Genomic DNA, 16853 nt, shown 5'->3' on the forward strand with positions numbered 1-16853 from the left:
ATATGAGGTGATCTTTTGATTCAAATAGATGATGCAGGCAGCGGCAGCTTACTAGGTGGAACAGTAATAGGTGTAATAAGAACAGAAACCAGTGAATTTCAATATGACGTTATTCCCTTGGAATATTATAAGGGTGAAAACTTTGATAATAAATCTTATATCAATTATGTTGTTACAATCGTAGAAGAAATCTTTCAAAATTTACATGTTAAAAAAGAAGAGGAGATTGAAATATGTCGTGGTTATATGTTTGATGTGCTAGATTTGTGGCTCAGTGAAAATGGTTATAAGTTCACTAGAACAGAAATCAAAGAACCTCTTCAAAGTAAGATAGAGACAGCTTTTGAGGGATATGCCATACAATTAGGACTGCCTCAAAAGTTTATAAGCTATACAAAATACCCTTTTCATTTTCATAGGATATTAAAATGGGTTTATGCTGACTATGAAAATCGAAGTCTGCTTTGCAAAACTGGATGGAAAAGCTGGAAAAAGTTCGGCAATTTATCTATAGAATATAATAAAGAGTCTATTAAAAGTAATAACATCATTTGTTTAAAATGCTATGAAGTCATTCCTAAAAATACTACGGTAACAGCAATTACCTATTACAGCAATAAACTTCATAAAGTATTTGTTCACAACGAATGTATCTAAAGGGCTCCTACTTTTTAGGAGCCTTCGACTTATTTACTTTATATAGGATGGGTTTTTTCTTCTTCATTATATAAAGCAGATTCTATTTTATACTTTTCAGCCCATCTTTCTTTAAAGAAGTTCATAGCAATCTGTGGGAATAGTGCATAAGAAAGAACATCCTCCTCTTGTTCTAGATATTCTTTCATTTCCTCTCTTAAAAAAGGTAATTGAGGTGGAATAAAATCCGCTGGTCTTTCTGTCATTACCTCTTTTTCTCCTATAATTTTTTGTTTTACTTCTTCCTTGATAGGTGTTGTTGCTTGCCCATATAATCCAGCAACATAGTCCTTAATTTCTTTTGGTACCATTTTATAATCTTCACCAATGATAACATTAAATAGTGCTTGGGTTCCAATCATTTGACTCATAGGAGTAACTAAAGGTGGGTAACCTAGGTCTCCTCTTACCCTTGGAACTTCTGCTAATACTTCTTCAAATTTATCAAGCTTATTTTGCTGTTTTAGTTGAGAAATCAAGTTAGATAACATTCCCCCTGGCACTTGATAAATTAAAGTATTTACATCTACGCCTAGTACTTTAGGGTCAATAAGTCCTTCGTCTAAATACTTATCTCTTAAAGGCCTAAAGTAATCAGCTATTTCACTTAGTAGTTCTAGCTTCATCCCTGTATCATAAGGCGTATTCTTTAAAGCAGCCACAATAGGTTCTGTAGGAGGTTGAGAAGTTCCTAAAGCCAATGGAGAGATGGCTGTATCCACAACATCGACTCCAGCTTCAATCGCCTTCAGATAGGTCATAGAAGCAATACCACTGGTATAATGAGTATGTAATTGGATAGGAATACTTACAGCTTCTTTTAATTGTTTTATTAGATCATAGGCTACATAAGGGGTCAATATTCCCGACATATCTTTGATACAAATTGAATCGGCTCCAATGTCCTCCATTTCTTTAGCCTTTTTCACATAGTAGGATAAATTATGTACAGGACTGATGGTATAAGAAATTGCACACTGTGCATGCCCTCCCTCTTGGTTTGTTACCCTTAAAGTCGTTTCTAAGTTTCTTATATCATTTAATGCATCAAAAATTCGGATAATGTCTATGCCATTATAAATTGCTTTTTTAACGAACTCACTTACCACATCATCGGCATAGTGTTTATAACCTAGAAGATTTTGTCCTCTTAATAGCATTTGTAGTTTTGTTTTTTTTACTTTTTTTCTTATACTTCTTAGTCTTTTCCAAGGATCTTCCTTTAGAAATCTTAAGCAGGCATCAAAGGTTGCACCCCCCCACATTTCTAAGGAGTGATAGCCTACTTCATCCATCTTTTCTGCAATAGGCAGCATATCTTCTGTTTTCATTCTGGTTGCCAGCAGCGATTGGTGTGCGTCTCTAAAAGCAGTTTCTGTAATCTTCAACTTTGGTTTCACCTTGTATATCCCTCCAGTGCAATTTAAAACTCATATAGATTCCTCTAAGTACATGAAATACCAAGAAGACAGTTTAATTGTTTTTTTCTTGACCCTTCCCTTTACAGATCTTTAACTACCCTCATGACCTTTATATTTAGTATTACTGATATGATTATGTAATGATATCAATAATATATAGATAAGTTGCAATAAAAATTTTACTTTTTTGCAATATTACTTTTTTTCTATTAGTAAAATAATAGGAGGGTTATTTTCGTGATTTATATAACTACATTCCATCACTAGATACTTCTTAGACTCCAACTGTCCTACATAATCTAAAATACTGTTCTTTTCTTCTATACCTCCTGGATGTCCATAATATAAAACAAGGGACATCATTCCTCCTTTTTTTAATAATTCTAAGGTTGACTTTATTGCTTGTAGTGTAGTCTCTGGTCTAGTAACAATATTTTTATCACCGCTAGGTAAATAGCCTAAATTAAACATTGCACCATCAATAGCTTCTTTCACATAGTTCCCTATGTTTTCATGACCATCAAGAATTAGTTGGATAGGTTTATTATCGATGAAAACATTATTTTCTCTAAAAATTCGTCTTGTATTTTCTAAAGCCATGACTTGAAGGTCAAAAGCATAAACCTTTCCAGAGTCACCAACTTGCTTATATAAGAAAAGAGTATCATTGCCATTGCCCATCGTACCATCTATAACGGTACCACCTGTAGGAATTTTATTTTTCAATAATTCTTGTACAAAATTGGTTGCTTTTAATATTCCCTGATTACGCATCTTTCACCTCAACAAATCTATTTACTTTTACACCCTTGGTTAAAAAATAAAGGAATATCACAGAAAAAAGTGTTTTCTACATTATATTTTAATAAATGCTCCTGAATATTTTGGGGAGTATCCAGCTGCTTTAACAGCTGTAAGCCTTCCTTTTTCAGAAACTCAAATAAGTCTTTATTCTCAGTGTCTTGTATAACTGCCCAAAAATATCCTTGTTTTTCAATATAGTTTAATGTAGCCCTTAAAATACCATCGCCAAACCTGTTTCCTCTTTCCTGTGGACTTACATAAATTGCTGATATTTCTGCTAAATCTCCATCATAAAACTTTATTTTAGAAAAACCAAAGGGAATCTTGCCATCTAATGCAACGATATATTCCTCTGAATCAGCAGCATCTTCAAATATAAACACATCTTTGTAAATATCAGATAATAATAAAATTTCTTCTTTTAGTGCCTTTCTAATAGTAATCATTTTTTCCCTCCTTTAATGTATTCTACTCATTACTATCTCATAAACAGCTTATTTCCTGTTAAAAAACATGATATTACTCCACTTGTACAATTTCTCAGGCTATATCGAGAGAAAATTAAATATATTAAGGAAAAGCATTTGAAAGTATTGTAACAACCTTCATAATTACACAACTCAAGAATATTATATTTTCTTTAGATATTGAAGTTCTTCAATGTTTAAATACCTCCACTCGCTAAGAGGCAGCTTTCCTAACTTGATCTCCCCCATAGCAACCCGCTTTAAACTAATAACAGGATGTCCAATAGCTTCACACATTTTTCTAACTTGTCTGTTCTTTCCTTCTCTAATTTTAACCTCTATAATACTATTTTGTTGTTCCTCTTTAATAATTTTAAGCTTCGCCGGACTAGTTACATAATCTTCTATCCGTAAACCGTTTTCAAAGGCTTTCTTTTCCTCCTCAGAAGGCTTTCCTTCTACCTTAGCAATGTAGGTTTTTTCAACCTTGAACTTAGGATGGGTTAACTTAAAGGTTAACTCCCCATCATTCGTTAGTAATAGTAATCCTGATGTATTATAGTCTAATCTTCCTACAGGAAAAAGTCGGTAAGGTAATTTTACTAAATCAGTAACTTTCTTTCTATTAAATTGATCTGAAGCAGTGGTAATATACCCTGTAGGTTTATTCAATAAAACATAAATATATTTTTCTTTTATATTCACTATTTTATCTCGTATAGTGATTTCATCTTTTTCAGGGTCTACCTTGTAACCCATTTCAGTGATCACTTCTCCATTGACTTTTACGATGCCTTCTTTTATAAAATCTTCACTTTTTCTTCTTGAGGCTATTCCTGAAGAGGCTAAAAATTTCTGTAGTCGCATTTACTTCACTCCTTTTGCATACTTGAGTGCTTCATTGTATATATCCATGCCCTCTTTTTAGCTTATTATTCTACAAAAACCACTTAAATTCACAGTGCATATCTATAGAACAAAAACTAATTGCAGTCTAGAAGGACTACAATTAGTTTAATAAATAAGACAATTATTTTAGTATTAAGGGTATACTCGGTTTAATGTTCGTGCAAAAGGAATTGTTTGTCTAATATGGTCAATACCACAGATCCATGCAACTGTTCTTTCAAGACCTAAGCCAAACCCTGAATGAGGTACAGAACCATATCTTCTCAGGTCTAAATACCATTCATAAATTTCTAAAGGCAGGTTCTCTTCCTTAATTTTGTGTAAAATCAGATCTAAATCATGAATTCTTTGAGAACCCCCAATAATCTCTCCGTAACCTTCTGGTGCAATTAAGTCTGCCCCTAAAATAACTTCTGGATTATTCTCGTCAGGCTGCATGTAAAAAGCCTTCATTTTTGTTGGAAAGTGTGTGATAAATACAGGTCTATCAAACTGCTCTGCAATATAGGTTTCATGAGGAGCTCCAAAGTCATCTCCCCATTCAAACTCAAAGTCTGCTTTTTTCAACATTTCCACTGCATCCGTATAAGTTATGCGGGGGAATGGTGCTTTAATGTTTTCAAGACTGGTGGTATCTCTACCTAATATTTTTAACTCATATTTTTTATTTTGAAGAACTCTTTGTGCAATATATTCTAGCATTTCCTCCTGAACCTTTAAGTTTCCTTCAAAGTCTACAAAAGCCATCTCTGGTTCTACCATCCAAAACTCATTAAGATGCTTTCTTGTCTTTGATTTTTCTGCTCTAAAGGTAGGTCCGAAACTATATACTTTTCCAAAAGCCATCGCTGCAGCTTCTGCATAAAGCTGTCCTGTTTGAGATAGGTAGGCATTTTCTCCAAAGTAGTCGATTTCAAACAATTCTGTTGTTCCTTCACAGGCAGAAGGGGTAATGATCGGTGGTTCAATTAGTACAAAACCCCGCTCATGGAAAAAGGTTCGAATCGCTAAGTTAATTTCATCACGTATTCTCAAAATAGCATTTTGTTTAGGTGTTCTCATCCAAAGATGTCTATTTTCCATTAAAAAGTCTGTTCCATGCTCTTTTAAAGATATTGGATATCCCTCTAAAGCAATATGAATAGGTTTTACTTCCTTTACCAGCAGTTCATAGCCAGCAGGAGCTCGATCATCTTTTTGTACTACGCCTATTACTTCTATAGAGGATTCTTGGGTTAATTCTTTACATATCTTAAAAACCTCTTCTGCTACTTCATTTTTCACCACTACACCTTGAATAAAAGCGGAGCCATCTCTGATTTGAAGAAAGTGTATTTTTCCACTTGATCGTTTATTGTATAGCCATCCTTTTATTAAAACTTCTTGTCCTTCGTACTTGTTTATCTCTTCTATTGTTGTAAAAGTAGCCACTTTACTACACCTCCAAAAATTCCATATGATGTTTAAAATTAAACCTTCAAGTCGATATCTATACCGATTAATTCTTTGTTTTTCTCCAGGATTGGAGCAATATATTCCTCTAGAAATTCAATTACCTGCTGCGGTGCTCTGCCGATAAAGTTCTTAGGGTTCATGATTTTACCGATTTCATCCTCAGAAAGGTTAAAACCTTCATCCTTTAAGATTCTATCTATAAGGTCATTTTCTTTTCCTTCTATTTTTACTTGCTTAGCAGCCTCCATAGAATGTACCCTAATTTTTTCATGCAGTTCTTGTCGATCTCCTCCATTCTTCACAGCTTCCATAATGATATTTTCTGTTGCCATGAAGGGGAGTTCTTTTTCAATATGTTGTTGAATCATATTTTCATAAACCACTAAACCGTCACTTACATTGATAGCAATTTCTATAATAGCATCTGTCGCCATAAACATCTCTGGTATCGTAATTCTTCTATTGGCTGAATCATCTAAAGTTCTCTCGAACCATTGGGTAGATGTTGTCATAGCAGCATTTTGAACAGCAGCTATCACATATCGGGCTAAGGAAGCAATTCTTTCACTTCGCATAGGATTTCTTTTGTATGCCATAGCAGAGGAGCCTATTTGATCTTTTTCAAAAGGTTCTTCAATTTCCTTAAGGCTTTGTAATAAACGCAAATCGTTAGTCATTTTATGTAAACTTTGAGCAATTCCGCTTAATACCGATAAAACTTCAAAATCTACTTTTCGTGTGTAGGTTTGTCCTGCTACAGGAAAAGTTTTTTGGAACCCCATTTTTTTAGCTATTTTTTGATCTAGTGCCTTAACTTTTTCGTTATCATCATCAAATAGCTTCATAAAGCTAGCCTGTGTTCCTGTTGTTCCCTTAGCACCTCTAAGTTTCATTTTGTTTAGTTGAATTTCTATATTTTCATAATCCATCAATAGATCATGTAACCATAGTGTAGCCCTTTTTCCAACAGTTGTCAACTGGGCTGGCTGAAAGTGTGTAAATCCTAAGGTAGGCAGATCCTTATATTCTTCAGCAAACTTGGAAAGTGTCTGCAGTAGGTTTACTAATTTCTTTCTTATTAACTTAAGTGCCTCTGTCATAACAATAATATCTGTATTGTCACCCACATAAGCACTGGTGGCACCTAAGTGGATAATAGCCTTTGCTTTAGGACATTGCTCCCCATAAGCAAAAACATGAGACATAACATCGTGGCGGGTTTCTTTTTCTCTTTTTCTTGCTACATCATAGTTAATCTGATCTCTATAGGCCTTTAATTCTTCAATTTGTTCGTCAGTTATAGGTAATCCCAGCTCTTGCTCAGCCTCTGCTAATGCAATCCAAAGTTTTCTCCATGTAATAAATTTATTATCTGAAGAGAATAAGTAGCTCATATCCTTACTTGTATATCTTTCAATTAAAGGATTTTGGTATAGTGATGAACTCAATTTTTTTTGCTCCTTTCTTCTAAGCAGTAATGTGACTGCCTCTTGTTTTTTCAGCAAATAAGATATGAGAGGACCTCATATCTTATTTGTTTAAGAAATCATCAATTCGGTTTAATCCTTCTTTAATATTCTCTAATGAAGTTGCATAGGACAATCGCATAAAATTGTCAGCACCAAAAGCGGCACCTGGTACAATAGCTACTTTGGTATTTTCCAACAATACTTCTGCAAAATCTATAGAATTGTTAATTTTATGTCCCTTTATCTCTTTACCAATCCATTTGGAAATATTCATCATTACATAAAAAGCACCTTTAGGAGCAATGCAGGATAAATCTTTGATCTGATTGATTCTATGAATCATATATTTTCTTCGCTCATCGAAGGCTTTTTTCATTTCCTCAATGGTACTTTGGTCTCCTCTTAAACCTTCTATACTGGCATACTGAGCAATTGTATTAGGGTTAGATGTAGCATGACTTTGAATATTCCCCATTACTTTTGCTATCTCAAGTGCTGAAGCTGTATAACCTATTCTCCAACCAGTCATAGCATATGCTTTGGACATACCATTTAATATAATGGTACGCTCTTTTATTTCTTCATTTAAACTGGCAATACTAATGTGTTTTTCGCCATCATAAACTAACTTCTCGTAGATTTCATCTGATACAACAAGAATATTATTTTTCACAGCAATTTCAGCAATATCTTCTAATTCTTCTCTTGTATATACGGAACCTGTGGGGTTAGATGGACTATTTAAGACAATAGCTTTTGTTTTAGGAGTAATGGCAGCAAGTAAGTCACTCTTCTTTAACCTAAATTCATTTTCCTCAGTACATTCTATAAATACAGGGGTAGCATCCGCCATTTTCACTGATTCAGGATAAGTTACCCAGTAGGGAGTAGGAATAATAACTTCATCCCCAGGATTGCAAATCGCTTGAAAAATGTTGTAAAGCGAATGTTTACCTCCATTGGAGACTATGATATTCTCTGGGTTATAGGATAAATCATTGTCTCTTAGAAGCTTCTCACAAATAGCTTTTTTAAGTTCTGGCAATCCAGCAGCGGCAGTATACCCTGTTGGACCATTTTCTATGACTTCGATGGCCGCCCTTTTTATGTTATCTGGAGTTTGAAAGTCCGGCTCTCCTACCCCAAAGCTAATAACATCTATACCTTCAGCCCGCATTTGCTTACTTTTTGCATCAATCGTCAACGTAACTGATGGCGAAATTTTAAGATTCTTTTCAGAAAGTTTAATATTCATTCATTTCCCTCCACAATACTTAAGTATAATTTATTGATGATTTGCATACCTTTTATTTTATCAGATTTTTTTCATTACTGATAGTAAAATTATACAAAATAATTTATAACTTCCAATTCCATGATAGGTAAACTTACCATTAGTCTTTCCCAAAAAAGGTTGTCGGTAAGTTTTAAGCAAAGATGTTTTTTAACTGTTATAAATATCTTTTAAGGTATTTTTAATGATGGTTAAAGAGTCTTGTAAATTCGCTTTATATAATCTTTTAATAGTATTATAGTGTTCTAATCCTTCGTCTGTTATACGGTAATGTCTTATAGATCTTTTGTCTGGTTCCTCCCACCATCCTCTTATGTAATTATTACTCTCCAAATCCCTTAACAGAGGGTACATCATTCCTGGGCTGGGTTCCCACTTATAGTCCATCCTGATTTTTATTTCTTCTATTAGTTCATTACCATAAAAACTCTTATAGGCCAATAGGTGTAAAATATATAATTTAACAAACTGTGTGGTACTTATTTTAGATGGAAACTGCCTATTTCTTTCCCCTTTTGTCGTCATGTCTCAACCCTCACTTTATATTCTTTTTATAAATTTATCTATTTTATCTATAGAAATTTTTTCGCTTCCTAAATCTCCATGGCGTCCTTCTCCCTTTGGTGGACTATGAAAGTCAGATCCTGCTGTAATGCATAGATTGTATTGCTTTGCCACAGATAAAAACCTTTCATGCTCTTTTTTTCCATGTTCTGGGTGATATACTTCTATACCATCCACCTTTTTTTCTAAGATATCCTTCAATATTTTCTCGTTTTTTATAAGACCAGGGTGTGCTATTACAACAAATCCTTGCACTTTTCTTATAATCTCTATCGCTTCAAAGGGAGTAATCTTATACCTTGCTACATAAGCAGGACAACCTTTATTTAAATATCGTTGAAATGTCTCCTGTATATTTTCTGTATAACCCTTTTCTACCAAAATCCTTGCTACATGCGGTCTTCCCACTGCCCCTTCTTTAGCTATGCTTAAAACTTCCTCATAAGTAATCGACAGGCTTAGTGCTTGTAGTTTTCCAACAATTTTAGCTGCCCTGCTTTTTCTTTGTTCTTGAATAAAGCTTAGGGTCTGTAATAGTTCCTCAGACTTATGATTGATGCCATAACCTAAAATGTGCACCTCTTCTCCTAGATATTCCGTGCTAAGTTCTATTCCTCCTAGAAGGATAAAATTTTCTAGTTTATTGGCATAGCTTATCCCTTCATTAATACCCTCTACTGTATCATGATCGGTTATTGCAATACCGCTAAGTCCTTTTGTTATAGCATAATCTATAAGTTGACTTGGAGTATAGACACCGTCTGAAGCTGTAGTGTGGGTATGCATATCTATATATCTCATAATTTTACTCCTTACAAGTAGTGATATTTTTTGTTCCTTCTATAGCATCATTATTGACTAATTTTTAACTGATTAATGCCAAACTATGTAAAAAAGCCTACTCAACAGTAGGCTTTTTATCTCTTTTTTTATCTTGGTTCTACAATTAATTTAATAGCAGTTCTTTCCTCACCATCTATTTCTATGTCAGTGAATGCAGGTATACATATTAAATCAATTCCACTAGGAGCTACAAACCCTCGTGCAATTGCCACTGCTTTTACTGCTTGATTTAGAGCCCCAGCCCCAATAGCTTGGATTTCAGCAGTTCCACGTTCTCTTAGAACTCCTGCTAACGCTCCAGCAACAGAATTTGGTTTTGATTTTGCTGATACTTTTAAAACTTCCATTAATAAAGCCCCCTTTGATATTTTGATGTAATGTATTCTCCTACAAATTAGATTCACCATATAATATTCTACCTTTTTTTTAAAATACCTGCATTTTTCATAAAATTTTGTTAAAATTTATTTTTGTGAATTTGCAAAATAAAAAAAACTGCCTTTAGCAGTTTTTTTATTTTGCAAATTCTATCGCTCTTGTTTCTCGGATTACATGAATCTTAATCTGACCAGGATACTCTAGTTCACTTTCTATACGCTTAGTAATACCTCTAGCCAACACTACGATTTCTTCATCATTATATTGTTCTGGCTTAACCATGATTCTAATTTCTCTTCCAGCTTGTATAGCAAAGGATTTTTCAACCCCGTCATATGCGTTAGCAATTTCTTCAAGCTTTTCAAGTCGTTTAATATAGGATTCCAATGTTTCTCGTCTTGCTCCTGGTCGGGCAGCTGATATAGCATCTGCTGCTGTAATTAATACAGCTTCTATTGTTTCAGGCTCATAATCCCCATGATGGGTAGACATAGCATGAATCACTTCTTTGGATTCCTTATACTTTCTAAGAAGTTCCATCCCTATCTCCACGTGAGTACCTTCGATTTCATGATCTACAGCTTTTCCAATATCATGTAATAGCCCAGCTCTTTTAGCCAGCTTTACATCTACACCTAATTCTGCAGCCATAATTCCTGCAAGATAAGATACTTCAATAGAATGTTTTAATACATTTTGACCATAGCTTGTTCTATATTTTAGTCTTCCCAGTAACTTAATCAGTTCTGGGTGTAAACCATGAACACCAGTATCAAAGGTGGCTTGTTCCCCTTCTTCTTTGATAATATTATCAACTTCTCTTTTAGCTTTTTCAACCATTTCTTCTATTCTAGCTGGATGAATTCTACCATCAACAATTAGTTTCTCCAAGGCTAGTCTAGCAATTTCACGTCGAATAGCATCAAATCCTGATAATATTACAGCTTCAGGCGTATCATCAATAATTAAATCAATGCCTGTTAATGTTTCTAGTGTTCTAATATTTCTACCTTCTCTTCCTATAATTCTTCCCTTCATTTCATCATTCGGTAGCTGAACTACAGTCACAGTGGTTTCAGCTACATGATCTGCAGCACATTTCTGAATAGCATAAGTAATAATTTCTTTAGCTTTTTTCTCAGCGTCTTCTTTTGCCTTTGTTTCTATATCCTTGATCATAATTGCTGCTTCATGCTTAATTTCTTTTTCGATGTCATTTAAAAGAAGCTCTCGTGCTTCTAGAGATGTTAACCCAGATAGTTCTTCTAGTTTTTGAACTTCTTTTGCATATAATTGTTGTATTTCTTGCTCTTGATCTTCTAATTCTTTAAGTTTCTTATTTAGCTTTTCGTCTTTATGTTCTAAAACATCTGACTTTTTATCTAAAGTTTCTTCCTTTTGAATTAGTCTTCTTTCTATTCTTTGCAGCTCGTTACGCCTTTCTCTACTTTCTCGGTCAAATTCATTACGAAGCCTATGAACTTCTTCTTTAGCTTCTAGCAAAATCTCTTTTTTTGATGTTTCAGCATCTTTTTCTGCTTCTTCAACTAATTTTTTTGCTAGTTCTTCAGCACTGTTTATCTTACCCTCCGCAATGTTTTTTCGAACAAAATAGCCGATAAGGCATCCTACTATAGCAGCAACTAAAACTATGAGTATGATTAGACCATTATTAATACGTGGACACCTCCTTTATTAAGTTTTTTAAATCTACTGCGTTTCCATTAATACTTTTTCATTAACATGAATAAAAACTTTTAAATTTTAAAAGTTTAGGTAAAATCATCTAAATATATAATGATTTGATTTTATTGTATATCTTTTTTTATTTTGTGTCAAGTTACATTATTCTTTATAAATTACTAGGCATTTTATATTTTTTCCATTTATTAGTGTATTATACCTGTACACTGCCTTTATAGAATAACAAAATAGAGTTTCAGTGGAAAACTCTATTTTTGCTAAATCCTCTTCTAATCTCCTACTTTACAATATAGATAAGCAAGTTCAAACTTTAATTTTGATATACACGGTCTACGGTTTCACCCCAAAACGTGGGCTGCAAATGTAGCCCTTAGTATATCAAAATTAAGTCCTGATGTTGTTTATAGATAACCAATTTTATACCTTAACAAAATACGCCTTCCTGCGGTTTCAGAAATGAACAATGTTAGCAATTCACTCCAGTCTGCATTTTGTTAAGCTTTGTAGTTGTTTATCTATAACTAGATTTTAAATTTAATAATAATTTTATTGTCTTTAAATTTTGGTATAGATATACCTTCTTATTCTTCATTTACTTCTACTTCCTCAGCTTGATTTTTAATTTTGTTCTCTACTTGAGGTAAATTATAATGTCTTCTAATAGTATTTTCTATTTCTAAATAGATGTCTGGGTTTTCCTGCAAAAATTGCTTAGCATTTTCCCTTCCCTGACCTAATCTATGATCTCCATAGCTATACCATGCACCAGATTTTTTTACGATTTCTAAGTTTGTTGCTACGTCTAAAACATCTCCATGCTTGGAAATACCTTCTCCATACATGATATCAAATTCAGCTTGTCTAAAAGGAGGTGCTACTTTATTTTTCACTACTTTTACTCTTGTTCTATTTCCCATAATATCATTGCCTTGCTTAATCACATCTATTTTTCTTACGTCTAATCGAACAGAGGCATAAAACTTCAGTGCCCTTCCCCCTGGGGTGACTTCAGGATTTCCAAACATGATACCTACTTTTTCTCTTAACTGATTGATAAAGATAGCTGTGGTCCTAGACTTATTCACAGCCCCTGCCAGTTTTCTCAGAGCTTGCGACATCAATCTGGCCTGCAGGCCGACATGACTATCTCCCATCTCCCCTTCTATTTCTGCCTTTGGTACTAATGCAGCTACAGAGTCAATTACAATAACATCTATAGCACCACTTCTTACTAGTGCTTCAGCAATCTCCAGAGCCTGTTCACCAGTATCTGGCTGAGAAACGATTAAGTTATCTGTATCTACACCTAGTTTTCTAGCATAAGCAGGATCAAGGGCATGTTCGGCATCGATAAAGGCTGCGGCACCTCCATTTTTTTGTGCTTCTGCTACAATATGCAAAGAAACCGTGGTCTTACCTGAAGACTCTGGGCCGTAAACTTCTACAATTCTTCCACGAGGAACACCGCCTATACCCAGTGCGATATCCAAATCAATAGAGCCAGTGGAAATACACTCAAGATTTAACTTGGATTCCTCACCTAATGTCATAATAGAGCCTTTACCAAACTGTTTTTCAATCTGGCTAATCGCCATCTCCAATGCTTTTTTCTTCTCCATAATACTCCAGAACCTTGTCTGGCTCACCTACCTTTCTTAATTTCGAACAAATGTTCTTAAGCTATTATAACCTATTCCATTTATTTGGTCAAATAATAATTTTATCCTTTTATCTATAAATAAATACCTTTAAACCATTAAAAGCTCATAAGCTTTTAATAATTTAAAGGTATATTAGGATGCACTGCTATATATTTTTTTGTAGGTAATCCAATCAAGAAGTCAATAAAATACAGACAAAATTTCTCTAATGTTTTAAAACATGACTGTTCAGTCGAATATAATCTACGCCAGAAATGATGGTGAAAATCACCGCTACCCACACCATAATCATGTCAAAAGGAAAATTAATATACTTAAAAGGAAAATTGTCTATTAAAACTACTATAATCGCTATAATCTGTGTAATTGTCTTTAACTTCCCCCACCAACTAGCTGCAATAACCACGCCCTCTGCCGCCGCCACAGCCCTTAAAATACTGATGGTAAATTCCCGAGCAATGATAATAATCACCACTAAAGCAGATAGTTTTCCCATCTGTACTAAAGAGATCAATGCCGCTGATACTAAAAGTTTATCCGCTAGAGGGTCCATGAACTTACCTAAAGTTGTTATTTGATTTTTCTTTCTAGCTACATAACCATCCAGAGCATCTGTTATAGCCGCTATAATAAAGATAAAGGCCGCAATTTCTACACCATAAGGAATTTTATTTAGTAAAAAAATCATGAAAACTGGTATCAAAAATATCCTTAAAATAGTTAACTTATTCGCTAAATTCATCCGCTTTCTCTCCAATCAAATCGTACTCTAGAGCACTTGTTATTTTAACTGGAACAATATCGCCAATCTTTACTGGGGTTTTTGCTTGGAGATATACTACGCCGTCAATTTCTGGTGCATCCCCCTGTGTTCGTCCCAAGTATTCACCATTGCCTTGTAATTCTTCTTCTACTAAAACTTCTAGTATCTTACCAACTTTTTCGTTATTCTTAGATAAAGATATTCTTTGTTGAAGTTCCATAATTTTCTTTTGTCGCTGTTCTTTTACATCCTCCGCTACTTGGTCAGGCAGTTTAGCAGCTGCTGTATCTTCCTCCCTAGAATACGTAAATGCTCCCAAGCGATCAAACTTCATTTCTTCAACAAAGGCTAATAACTCATTAAAATGTTTTTCTTCTTCTCCGGGAAAACCTACAATAAGGGATGTTCTAATAACAATATTCGGTACTTCCTTTCTTAATTTGTTTATTGTTTTTATTAAACTTTCTTTATTGGTCCTGCGGTTCATCTTTTTTAAGATTTCATTGCTACAATGCTGTATGGGCATATCAATATATTTACATATTTTATTATATTTTGCAATAGTTTCTATTAATTTATCTGTAATCATCTCAGGATAACAGTATAAAAGCCTAATCCAATGGATGCCCTTTACCTCATTTAACTGCTGCAACAGCTCAGAAAATTTATAATCACCATACAAATCGATCCCGTATCTTGTGGTATCCTGAGCAATTAAGATAATTTCTTTTACACCAGTTTCTGCTAGCTGTTGTACCTCATTTATAATATTCTCTATTTTTCTGCTTCTATATTTACCTCTCAATTTAGGAATAATACAGTAAGTACAGTAATTATCACAACCGTCTGAAATTTTGACATAGGCACTATGGGTAGGGGTGATTTGATATCTTGGTAGAGATTCATCATAAATACTATCGACATTTCCTATCCGAACAGTTTTATTTCCCTTTATGCCTTCGTTAATAATCTCAATAATTTCGTTATAGTTTCCAGTACCAACAATGGCATCTACTTCAGGTAATTCTTTCATTAATTCCTCTGCATACCTTTCTCCTAGACATCCAGAAATAATCAATAACTTTAATTTATCTTTTTTTAGTTCTCCCATTTCGATAATCTTATTAATAGATTCTTCTTTAGCGGATTCAATAAATCCGCAGGTATTGACAATAATCACATCAGCTTTAAATTTATCATTTGTTAACTTATATCCATATTTATTCAGTAACCCTAGCATAATTTCTGCATCAATAAGGTTTTTAGAACATCCAAGGGACTCTAAGTATATACTTAAATTCATTCTTTTTTCTTCCCTTCTATTTCATTGTAATAGTCTTTTAGTGCCTTTACCGCCTTTTCAATTTTATCATAATTTATACATAAATCATAATCATATTTTGCCATAGAATGTTTATACAAAGGATCATAGTAATTTATAATCAATTCTTTGGCAATCTCTTCATATTTTTTGTTTTGAATATAATCAATATACCGACCTGCCTTCTCCTTACCGATTCTTTTTGTAAGATTATGAATAGACTTTATTAAAAGCTCATCAGAATTTATAGGTTTGTTTACGTAATCATCTATCAATATGTCTATTCTATTATTTATGGTAGTTTCAATCAATACATGCCTTCCGTTGATAATTTGTTCATGTAAATTATTTGGAATAAATACAGTGCCAATTCTTTTACTCTCACTCTCAACCACAAGGAACTTGCTTTCTGCTTCTATAAGAGTATTCACCAATAAAGCTTCAAAGTTTTTTTGTGTCATGTCTTTTTCATCGAAACCTATATTACCAAAAACAGATCCAGTATTTTTTGCCAAAGCTTCTAGGTCTAGTGTAGGAACCTTCTCACTTTCAAGTCTATTTAAAATCTGGGTTTTACCCACACCTGTATATCCATGTAAAACAATGAACTCATGATATTTATGCATATTTTCTAGATAGTCTAATGTAAACTTCCGAAAAGATTTATATCCTCCCTGTAGTTGATACACAGCTACACCTAGATTATTTAAAAAGCTTACAACAGAGCCGCTTCTTAGACCTCCTCTTGCACAAAATACAATCACTGCTTCATTTTTTTTACTGATTTCTGATAGGGTTTCATAAATATTACTCAGCTTAGCAGAAGCAAACTTCACCCCTAAAGCCTTAGCCTCTTCAACAGAATTGTTTTTATAAACACTTCCTACTTCTACTCTCTCTTCATCCGTAAATAATGGGAGATTTATAGCCTCTGGAATACTGCCTTCATGATATTCAAAGGGAGAACGTACGTCAATAAATATCTTTTTTTCTTTATATACTGCATCTTTAACATCAATGGCCTTCAACATACTTATTTTATCACCCACAAATTTAATTTTTTTATCCTTTGTAAAGCTTCCTTTTATAAGCAGAAGTTCTAGC

General features: G+C 33.7%; 16 protein-coding genes. 1 reads left to right on the plus strand and 15 read right to left on the minus strand.

The window, feature by feature from the left end:
- Positions 1-15: 15 nt before the first annotated feature.
- Positions 16-657 carry a hypothetical protein gene (locus CACET_RS09550; RefSeq protein WP_044822872.1) on the plus strand — a complete coding sequence of 214 codons (642 nt, stop codon included), beginning with the start codon at positions 16-18 and terminating at the stop codon, positions 655-657.
- A 38-nt stretch (positions 658-695) separates the two neighbouring features.
- Here the strand turns inward: CACET_RS09550 and CACET_RS09555 are convergent, their stop codons facing one another.
- The 15 genes from CACET_RS09555 to mnmH form a co-directional block, all read right to left on the minus strand.
- A complete protein-coding gene (locus CACET_RS09555) occupies positions 696-2096 on the minus strand; it encodes an oxaloacetate decarboxylase subunit alpha (RefSeq protein ID WP_044822871.1) in 1401 nt (466 codons plus the stop codon).
- Positions 2097-2312: 216 nt separating this feature from the next.
- Entirely contained in the window at positions 2313-2891 is a 579-nt protein-coding gene (gene mnmM, locus CACET_RS09560; RefSeq protein WP_044822870.1) for a tRNA 5-(aminomethyl)-2-thiouridylate-methyltransferase MnmM, read from the minus strand.
- Between the two features lie 17 nt (positions 2892-2908).
- Entirely contained in the window at positions 2909-3367 is a 459-nt protein-coding gene (locus tag CACET_RS09565; RefSeq protein WP_044822869.1) for a GNAT family N-acetyltransferase, read from the minus strand.
- Positions 3368-3550: 183 nt separating this feature from the next.
- Positions 3551-4255: a pseudouridine synthase gene (locus CACET_RS09570; protein ID WP_044822868.1), complete on the minus strand. Its 705-nt coding sequence runs from the start codon at positions 4253-4255 to the stop codon at positions 3551-3553.
- A gap of 174 nt (positions 4256-4429) precedes the next feature.
- A complete protein-coding gene (gene asnS, locus CACET_RS09575; RefSeq protein ID WP_044822867.1) occupies positions 4430-5728 on the minus strand; it encodes an asparagine--tRNA ligase in 1299 nt (432 codons plus the stop codon).
- A gap of 38 nt (positions 5729-5766) precedes the next feature.
- The gene (gene purB / locus CACET_RS09580) at positions 5767-7200 is read right to left on the minus strand and encodes an adenylosuccinate lyase (protein WP_082058059.1); all 1434 of its coding nucleotides are present in this window, start codon (positions 7198-7200) and stop codon (positions 5767-5769) included.
- An 82-nt stretch (positions 7201-7282) separates the two neighbouring features.
- On the minus strand, positions 7283-8476 hold the full coding sequence (locus CACET_RS09585; protein WP_479722668.1) for a pyridoxal phosphate-dependent aminotransferase: 1194 nt from the start codon (positions 8474-8476) through the stop codon (positions 7283-7285).
- A 189-nt stretch (positions 8477-8665) separates the two neighbouring features.
- Positions 8666-9040, minus strand: coding sequence for a PadR family transcriptional regulator (locus tag CACET_RS09590; RefSeq protein WP_044822866.1), 375 nt, complete (start codon positions 9038-9040; stop codon positions 8666-8668).
- Positions 9041-9055: 15 nt separating this feature from the next.
- Positions 9056-9880: a PHP domain-containing protein gene (locus tag CACET_RS09595; RefSeq protein WP_044822865.1), complete on the minus strand. Its 825-nt coding sequence runs from the start codon at positions 9878-9880 to the stop codon at positions 9056-9058.
- Between the two features lie 128 nt (positions 9881-10008).
- Positions 10009-10269, minus strand: a complete 261-nt coding sequence (gene spoVS / locus CACET_RS09600; RefSeq protein ID WP_044822864.1) for a stage V sporulation protein SpoVS — start codon at positions 10267-10269, stop codon at positions 10009-10011.
- A 166-nt stretch (positions 10270-10435) separates the two neighbouring features.
- On the minus strand, positions 10436-11977 hold the full coding sequence (gene rny, locus CACET_RS09605; protein ID WP_044822863.1) for a ribonuclease Y: 1542 nt from the start codon (positions 11975-11977) through the stop codon (positions 10436-10438).
- A gap of 608 nt (positions 11978-12585) precedes the next feature.
- Positions 12586-13623, minus strand: coding sequence for a recombinase RecA (recA, locus tag CACET_RS09610; protein ID WP_044822862.1), 1038 nt, complete (start codon positions 13621-13623; stop codon positions 12586-12588).
- A 247-nt stretch (positions 13624-13870) separates the two neighbouring features.
- Entirely contained in the window at positions 13871-14407 is a 537-nt protein-coding gene (gene pgsA / locus CACET_RS09615) for a CDP-diacylglycerol--glycerol-3-phosphate 3-phosphatidyltransferase (protein ID WP_044822861.1), read from the minus strand.
- On the minus strand, positions 14391-15731 hold the full coding sequence (gene rimO, locus CACET_RS09620) for a 30S ribosomal protein S12 methylthiotransferase RimO (RefSeq protein WP_044822860.1): 1341 nt from the start codon (positions 15729-15731) through the stop codon (positions 14391-14393). The genes pgsA and rimO overlap by 17 nt, the downstream gene beginning before the upstream one ends.
- A complete protein-coding gene (gene mnmH, locus CACET_RS09625; protein WP_053072941.1) occupies positions 15728-16798 on the minus strand; it encodes a tRNA 2-selenouridine(34) synthase MnmH in 1071 nt (356 codons plus the stop codon). Before mnmH ends, rimO begins: the two co-directional genes overlap by 4 nt.
- Between the last annotated feature and the right edge of the window lie 55 nt (positions 16799-16853).

The sequence above is a fragment of the Clostridium aceticum genome (assembly GCF_001042715.1).
Lineage (GTDB): Bacteria > Bacillota > Clostridia > Peptostreptococcales > Natronincolaceae > Andreesenella > Andreesenella acetica.

Coding starts and splice junctions, on each gene's coding strand:
- CACET_RS09585 (WP_479722668.1), bottom strand. CDS start 8,476: ATGAATATTAAACTTTCTGAAAAGAATCTTAAAATTTCGCCATCAGTT.
- rimO (WP_044822860.1), bottom strand. CDS start 15,731: ATGAATTTAAGTATATACTTAGAGTCCCTTGGATGTTCTAAAAACCTT.
- recA (WP_044822862.1), bottom strand. CDS start 13,623: ATGGAGAAGAAAAAAGCATTGGAGATGGCGATTAGCCAGATTGAAAAA.
- CACET_RS09590 (WP_044822866.1), bottom strand. CDS start 9,040: ATGACGACAAAAGGGGAAAGAAATAGGCAGTTTCCATCTAAAATAAGT.
- pgsA (WP_044822861.1), bottom strand. CDS start 14,407: ATGAATTTAGCGAATAAGTTAACTATTTTAAGGATATTTTTGATACCA.
- CACET_RS09570 (WP_044822868.1), bottom strand. CDS start 4,255: ATGCGACTACAGAAATTTTTAGCCTCTTCAGGAATAGCCTCAAGAAGA.
- CACET_RS09565 (WP_044822869.1), bottom strand. CDS start 3,367: ATGATTACTATTAGAAAGGCACTAAAAGAAGAAATTTTATTATTATCT.
- CACET_RS09595 (WP_044822865.1), bottom strand. CDS start 9,880: ATGAGATATATAGATATGCATACCCACACTACAGCTTCAGACGGTGTC.
- spoVS (WP_044822864.1), bottom strand. CDS start 10,269: ATGGAAGTTTTAAAAGTATCAGCAAAATCAAAACCAAATTCTGTTGCT.
- mnmM (WP_044822870.1), bottom strand. CDS start 2,891: ATGCGTAATCAGGGAATATTAAAAGCAACCAATTTTGTACAAGAATTA.